The sequence below is a fragment of the Protofrankia sp. CiP1_Cm_nod3 genome (genome assembly GCF_982290655.1).
Genome location: NZ_CEVIVD010000155.1, coordinates 4,369 through 11,110 on the forward strand (window position 1 = coordinate 4,369; position 6,742 = coordinate 11,110).

4 protein-coding genes are annotated in these 6,742 nt (G+C 74.2%); 1 reads left to right on the forward strand and 3 read right to left on the reverse strand.

Annotated elements, in window-relative coordinates; all coding sequences use genetic code 11:
- The 3 genes from AC5LUJ_RS20690 to thiO all read right to left on the reverse strand — a co-directional run.
- The coding region (locus AC5LUJ_RS20690; protein ID WP_493465555.1) for an NAD-dependent malic enzyme at nucleotides 1–1,505 on the reverse strand (1,505 nt) is incomplete at its 3' end.
- Between the two features lie 381 nt (nucleotides 1,506–1,886).
- Entirely contained in the window at nucleotides 1,887–2,660 is a 774-nt protein-coding gene (locus AC5LUJ_RS20695; protein ID WP_250287311.1) for a thiazole synthase, read from the reverse strand.
- Complete coding sequence (gene thiO / locus AC5LUJ_RS20700) at nucleotides 2,609–4,189, reverse strand: glycine oxidase ThiO (RefSeq protein WP_493465556.1); 1,581 nt, start codon at nucleotides 4,187–4,189, stop codon at nucleotides 2,609–2,611. Before thiO ends, AC5LUJ_RS20695 begins: the two co-directional genes overlap by 52 nt.
- A 422-nt stretch (nucleotides 4,190–4,611) precedes the next feature.
- Between thiO and AC5LUJ_RS20705 the strand changes: the two genes are divergently transcribed.
- Nucleotides 4,612–6,453 carry a serine/threonine-protein kinase gene (locus AC5LUJ_RS20705; protein ID WP_493465557.1) on the forward strand — a complete coding sequence of 614 codons (1,842 nt, stop codon included), beginning with the start codon at nucleotides 4,612–4,614 and terminating at the stop codon, nucleotides 6,451–6,453.
- Nucleotides 6,454–6,742: the final 289 nt, after the last annotated feature.

A 6,742-nucleotide genomic window follows, 5' to 3' on the forward strand; every position in this document is an offset into this window, starting at 1 on the left:
ACCGTGCCGGCCGCCTTGGTACCAGACCTCCTGGCCCCGGCTGCCTTGCTCCCGGCTGTCTTGGTGCCAGCCGCCTTGGTACTACCGGCGGCCGTGGCGTTGGCGGCCACGGCGTTGGCGGCCATGGCGCTGACAGCCTCGGCCACGGCCGGCATCACGCGCTCGTCGAAGACGCTCGGCACGACGTAGAGCGGGTTGATCTCGTCCTCGCGCAGCACCGCCGCCAGCGCGTGGGCCGCGGCGAGCAGCATGTCCTCGGTGATGTCATGGGCCCGGGAGTCCAGCAGCCCGCGGAAGACACCGGGAAAGGCCAGCACGTTGTTGATCTGGTTCGGCTCGTCCGAGCGGCCGGTCGCGACGACCGTCGCGTACATCCGGGCGTCCGCCGGGTCGACCTCGGGGTCCGGGTTGGCCAGCGCGAAGACGATCGCGCCGTCGGCCATGGCCGCGATGTCCGCGCCGGTGAGGATGCCCGGCGCGGACACGCCGATGAACACGTCGGCGCCGCTCAGGGCGTCCCGCAGCGTCCCGGTGAGCCTGTCCGGGTTGGTGCGCGCGCAGATCCACCGGCCGTTGTCGTCCAGGTCCTCGCGGGCCGGCGAGATGATCCCGCCGATGTCGGACACGATCACGCTGCCGCCCGCGCGGCCCGCGCCGGCCCGCAGCAGCAGGCGCAGGATGGCCGTGCCCGCCGCGCCCGCCCCGCTGGTGACGATCCGTACGGAGCCCAGTGACTTGCCGACGATCCGCAGCGCGTTGGTGAGGGCTGCGAGGACGACGATCGCGGTGCCGTGCTGGTCGTCGTGGAAGACCGGGATGTCGAGCAGGCCGCGCAGCCGCCGTTCGATCTCGAAGCAGCGGGGCGCGGCGATGTCCTCGAGGTTGATGCCGCCGAAGACGGGCGCGAGCAGCGCCACCGTGCGCACGATCTCGTCGGTGTCCTGGGTGTCGAGGCAGATCGGCCACGCGTCGATGTCCGCGAACCGTTTGAACAGCGCGGCCTTGCCCTCCATCACCGGGATCGCGGCGATGGGGCCGATGTTGCCCAGGCCGAGCACGGCCGAGCCGTCCGAGACCACCGCGACGCTGTTGTGCTTGACCGTCAGCCGCCGGGCGTCGTCGGGCCGGTCGGCGATGGCCAGGCACACCCGGGCGACACCGGGAGTGTAGGCCATGGACAACTCGTCGCGGGTCCGCAGCGCGACCTTGCTCGCGACCTCGATCTTCCCGCCGAGGTGCAGCAGGAACACCCGGTCACTGACCCGCCGGACGACGAAGTCCGGCATGCGGCGCAGGGTCTCGGCGATGGCCTGTGCCTGCTCGGCGTCGACGCACAGGCAGGTCATGTCCAGCACGAGCCGGCCCGCGTGCGACTCCGCGACGTCGAGGGCGGTGACCACCGCGCCCAGCTTGCCGACAGCGGTGGTGATCTTGCCGACGATCTGTGACGATGCTGGTACGTCAAGGCGCACTGTTATCGAGAACGAAACGCTGGGGACGGCCACGAACGTGCTCCATCTGTCGTTCGAGCGACAACGTGGGCAGGTGCCCGCATCGATGCTCGCAGCCGCGGCCCCGCATCCGGCGTAGGCCGGTGCGTGGCAGCAAAGATCACAGGGAGTGGGGAGCGGCGGGAGCGGGGATACCCGGCGCGGGACGCCGGCCTTGCCCGGCCCACGCCATGACACGCCCGACCGCCATGACACGCCCACGCCGGGACACGCCCGCCCCGGGACGGACCGCCGACCGGGCGGGGGCGCCACCCCATACGGCTCCTTTCCGCTGCCCGGGCAGGCAAACGGCGGCGGCGGGAGCCCGCCCGGAACCCGGACGCCGCCGGGCGCGGGCCGGGATCCCGATCCCGCCACCGGCGGAACCGGGCCGGCTCAGAACACCGCCGTGCCGTGGACGGGCGACGACGCCCGGGCATGGTGACGGCGCGGGATGCGCCCGGCCCGCGCGGCGAACCGTCCCGCGGTGACGCCGGCCGCCATCGCCGCCGCCATCAGGGCGGGATCCTGGGCGCGGGTCACCGCCGACGCCAGCAGGACGGCGTCACAGCCGAGCTCCATGGCCAGCGCCGCGTCCGAGGCGGTGCCGATCCCGGCGTCCAGGACGACCGGGACCTCCGCCTCGGCGACGATCAGCTCGATGTTGTGGGCGTTGCGGATGCCGAGCCCGGTCCCGATGGGCGCGCCCAGCGGCATCACGGCCGCGCAGCCGACCTGCTGCAGGCGCCGGGCGAGCACCGGGTCGTCGTTGGTGTAGGGCAGGACGGTGAAACCCTCGGCGACGAGGCGTTCCGCCGCGTCGAGGAGCTCGATGGGGTCCGGCAGCAGGGTCTGCTCGTCCGCGATCACCTCGAGTTTCACCCAGTTCGTTCCCAGCGCCTCCCGGGCGAGCTCGGCGGTGAGGACGGCCTCGTGGGACGTGCGGCAGCCGGCGGTGTTGGGCAGCACCCGCACGCCGCAGCGGGCGAGCATGTCCAGCGTCGACCCCGGGGTGGTGGTGTCCACCCGGCGCATGGACACCGTGCACATGTCCGTGCCGGAAGCCCTGATCGCCGCTTCCATGACGGCGAGGCTCGGCGCGCCGCCGGTGCCCAGGATCAGCCGGGAGCCGAGCTCCTCACCGGCGATCGTGAACGCGTCGTCGGCCATGTCAGCCTCCCTGGGTGGCGGTCAGGATCTCCACGTGCTGGCCGGCGCGCAGCTCCAGGTTCTCCCACCGGCTGCGGGGGGCGACGACGCCGTCGACCGCGGCGGCGCTCCCACGGCCGTTGGCGGAAACGCTCATCATGATCATGAGCTGGTGCAGCGTGGTACCGGCCGGCACCTGCATGGCCTTGCCGTTCACGGTGAGAGTCATCTGACGTCCTCCCTGGTCGACCGGTTCTCGACGGCCTGGTCATCGGCGACGCGTCCCTCGCCGGCCCGGTCCCCGGCATACTCGACGGCCCGGTCGACGGCCCGGTGCGGTCGATGGCATGGTCGAACCGGGCCGGGGTGAAGGCGGCGGCCTCGCCGGGCAGGGCGCCGTCCGCCAGCAGGCCGGCGATGGCGTCCGCCGTCACCGGGGTGAGCAGCACGCCGTTGCGGTAGTGGCCGACGGCGAGCAGCAGCCCGGGCAGCCGGGACGGGCCGATCAGCGGTGCGTTGTCCGGTGAGGCGGGCCGCAGGCCGGTGCTGACCTCCTCCAGCTCCGCCTCACCCACCGCCGGGACGAGGGCCTGGGCGTCCCGGAGCAGCTCGTACACGGCGCCCGCGCGGGGCCGCAGGTCGAAGCCGGCCTCCTCGCTGCTGGCCCCCACCACGATCCGGCCGTCGGCGCGGGGCACCAGGTACACCGGGTGGCCGCGTACCGTGCCCCGCAGCACACAGGTCAGCGGCGGCGGCCCGACGGTACGCAGCCGCAGGGTCTGGCCCTTGACCGGGCGGACCGCCGGCAGCACCCCGGGCGGCAGCCCGTCGATCCGGCCCGACCACGCTCCGCAGGCGAGGACGGCCACCGGCGCGGTCAGCTCGGTGCCGTCGGCCAGCTCCAGCCCGACGACCCGGTCGCCGCGCAGCAGCCACCGCCGCGCGGCGGCGGGGAGCAGCGTCACCCCCTCGGCCACGCAGGCCCGCAGCAGCGCGCCGTGCAGCAGCCGGTTGTCGATCTGGTGATCGTCGGGTGCCGCCAGTGCGCCGGCCAGGCCGCTCGCCGACGCCGGGACGCGGGCGCGCAGCTCGCGCCGGGTCAGCAGCTCGGTGCGCAGGCCCAGCGAGCGCGCGAAGCCGTGGATGTCGCGCAGACCGGCCATGTCCGCGCTGTCCCAGGCCGCGACCAGCGTCCCGCAGCGCAGGTAGCCGACCTCGGTGCCGCTGCTGCGCTCCAGCTCCGCGACGAACGTGGGGTAGCGCTGTGCCGACGCCATGTTCAGCGCGAGCAGGGGCTGCTCACCGTAGTGGAGCTCGCTGAGGGGGGCGAGCATGCCCGCGGCCGTCCAACTGGCCCCCGATCCCGGCGCGGGATCGACGACGGTGACTGTCAGCCCGCGCAGACGCGCGCGCCACGCCACGCCGAGCCCGATCACACCGGCGCCGGCGACGATGACGTCCGGCCGGGATCCCGCCGCGCCCCGGCCGTTGGCCCCGGCCGCGCGCGCCGGCGCAGCAGCTGCGCCTGGCGGCATGATGGCTGCCGGCATGAGCCTCCTTATACACTTGGGGTGTCGTTATCCTCACCGATACCGCTCACCCGATACTGTCAGCCTCAATCGCAAGTCTGGCCTGTCCCGCAGCGGTGGGCAGCGGAAAGACGTCCCGCTGGTGGGTGGGTACCCGCCATAGGCTGAATCATGATGATCGGATTTATCGTGGTGGTACCGGGCGTGACGGTGCCGAACAAGGAGATACCGGATATCGTGGTAACGCCTGACGGCGCTCCGCATTTAGTCCGTGCCCGACCAGCCTGCGAGCAACGGGCCTGCACGCAACGGGCCTGCGCCCGGCGGTTGCCGACGGACGGGTGCGTTGGCCCGCGCGGCCGGCGATCCACCGGAGGTGGCCCGGCCGGGGGCGCGGGCCACCCGGCCCGGCGGCTGCCGGCGATGGCCGTCCGCCTCGTAACATGATCGACGGTTACGGTCTGCTGGAGCCGATCGGCTACGGCGGGTTCAGTACGGTCTACCTGGGCCGGCAGGAGATCTTCGACCGCCGGGTCGCGATCAAGGTGATGAACGCCGTCCTCACCGATCCCGACGCGAAGCGGCGGTTCCTGCGTGAATGCCGGGTGACCGGGCGGCTGACCGGTCACCCGAACATCATCTCGGTTTTCGATGCCGGGACGACCCGGGACGGGCGCCCCTACATCGCGATGGAGTACATCGCGGGCGGGTCGCTGGCCGACCGGCTGGCCGACGCCGGGCGACTGGACGTCGAGGAGGTGCTGCGCGTCGGTGTGCAGGTGGCCGACGCCCTCGTGACCGCCCACCGCCACGGCGTCCTGCACCGTGATCTCAAACCGGCGAACATCCTGCTCCGCGAGTCCGGGACCGCCGTGCTCAGCGACTTCGGCATCGCCGTGGCCGAGAGCGCGGCGGAGAACACGACCGCGTCGGTGGCGTTCACGCCCCGTTACACGCCGCCCGAGGTGCTCCAGGGCGGGGAGCACAGCATCGCCTCCGACATCTTCGGGTTCGGCGCCACCCTCTTCACCCTGCTGGCCGGACAGCCGCCGTTCACCGGCCGGGTCCCGGCGCAGCTGCTGCGGGAGATGCTGGACGGGCCGCCGCCGGCACTGCCCGACGAACTGGCCGGCAGCGTCCCCGACGAGCTGGTCACGCTGGTGCGGCGGGCCCTCGCCGCCGCGCCGGACCAGCGTCCCGCCACCGCCGCGGCTGTGCTGGCGGAACTGCGCGCGACAGCCGCCGTCCGCGACGGCCAGGCCGGCACGCCCATCTCCGCGGACGGTCCGGCGGACGGTCCGGAGGCGGCATCGGCGATCACCAGCCATCTCGCCGCTCCCGTTCCCGAGCCGCCGCTGCCCTCCGCGCCACCTGGCGGGACGCGCGCGGCGCCGGCCCGGCCACCACACCCGGGCTCGGGCCGCGCCGCCGGCGGGGACGCGCCACCGGCCGGGCCGGCGTCCGCCACGCCGGCGGCCGGCCCGGAACCCGCCATCTCGCAGCCGGCTGTGCCGGACCCGGCCGGCCTGGCGTCCGCCACGCCGGCGGCCGGCACCGCCGAGCCTGTCGTGCCGGCCGCCGCCGGGCCGGGGAAACGCCGCCGTGCGCTGGGCGTGCTGGTACCGGTGGTGGGCGGCTTCGCGCTGGCGGCACTGCTGCTGTTGCTGGTACCGGGGCTCGGGCTGCGTTCCCCGGATCCGAGGGTGACCATCTCGGCGGCTCCGCCGTCCGCGCCGGGCGGTGCCACCCCCAGCGCGTCCGCCGCCGCCTCGGCCGCCCCGGCCGCATCGGCTTCCGTCGCGGGGCCGCCGGGCAGCCAGGTCCCGGGTACGGGGGCGCCGGTCGTCCTGCCTCCCCCCGCGGCTTCGTCGGTGCCCGCCAGCGCCGTCCCGTCGCAGCCGGATCCTGCGACAAGCTGCGCACCACGCAACCGGAACGTCACGGACTACGCCGGACGGACCTTCCCCACGTACAACTGCCGTACCTACGTCGGTTCGGCCGTCTACGCCAACGTCCAGGCCGGGCAGGAGCCGCAGGAGCTCGACGACAGCGGCTACATGAACGCCGCGCCAGCCGTCTGGGTGGTCTGCCAGCTGCGGGGCCGGGCTAATCCCGTGGTACAGGGCAACACCAACACCTGGTGGCTGTACACCCAGGGTGATAGTTCCCGGCCCAACACCCATGGCTACCCGGCCGCCTGGGGGTATCTGCCGGCGACCGTGGTGGCCCAGGGAGGGCAGGACGAGCCGATCCCCGGGGTGCCCACGTGTTCGTCGTACCTGTAGGGCCCCGGCTGCCGGCAGGGGCCGGCGCGGGGGTGGCGTCTCGCCCCGCGCGGGGCGCCCCGGCGGCGGTCGGACCGGCCTGTCGCGCCTCCCGCCCGGTGCTCCGCTCCGCGGCGGCGTCCTGCCTCGTGCCCCTGGCGTCCGGCCTCGTGCCCCCGGGTTTCGTCAGGCTCGTGAACGGTGTGGGAAGGTGTCCGGCATGACGTACCTGCCAGGCGTCGAGGAGGCAGCGTCGTGGTGGCCGGCCCGTCCGACCGGGCGTGCCGGGCAGGCCGGACGGGCCGGGAAC

Bases quoted from the DNA above. Each gene is read 5' to 3' on its own strand.
- AC5LUJ_RS20695 (WP_250287311.1), bottom strand. From the start codon at position 2,660: ATGGCCGACGACGCGTTCACGATCGCCGGTGAGGAGCTCGGCTCCCGG.
- thiO (WP_493465556.1), bottom strand. From the start codon at position 4,189: ATGCCGGCAGCCATCATGCCGCCAGGCGCAGCTGCTGCGCCGGCGCGC.
- AC5LUJ_RS20705 (WP_493465557.1), top strand. From the start codon at position 4,612: ATGATCGACGGTTACGGTCTGCTGGAGCCGATCGGCTACGGCGGGTTC.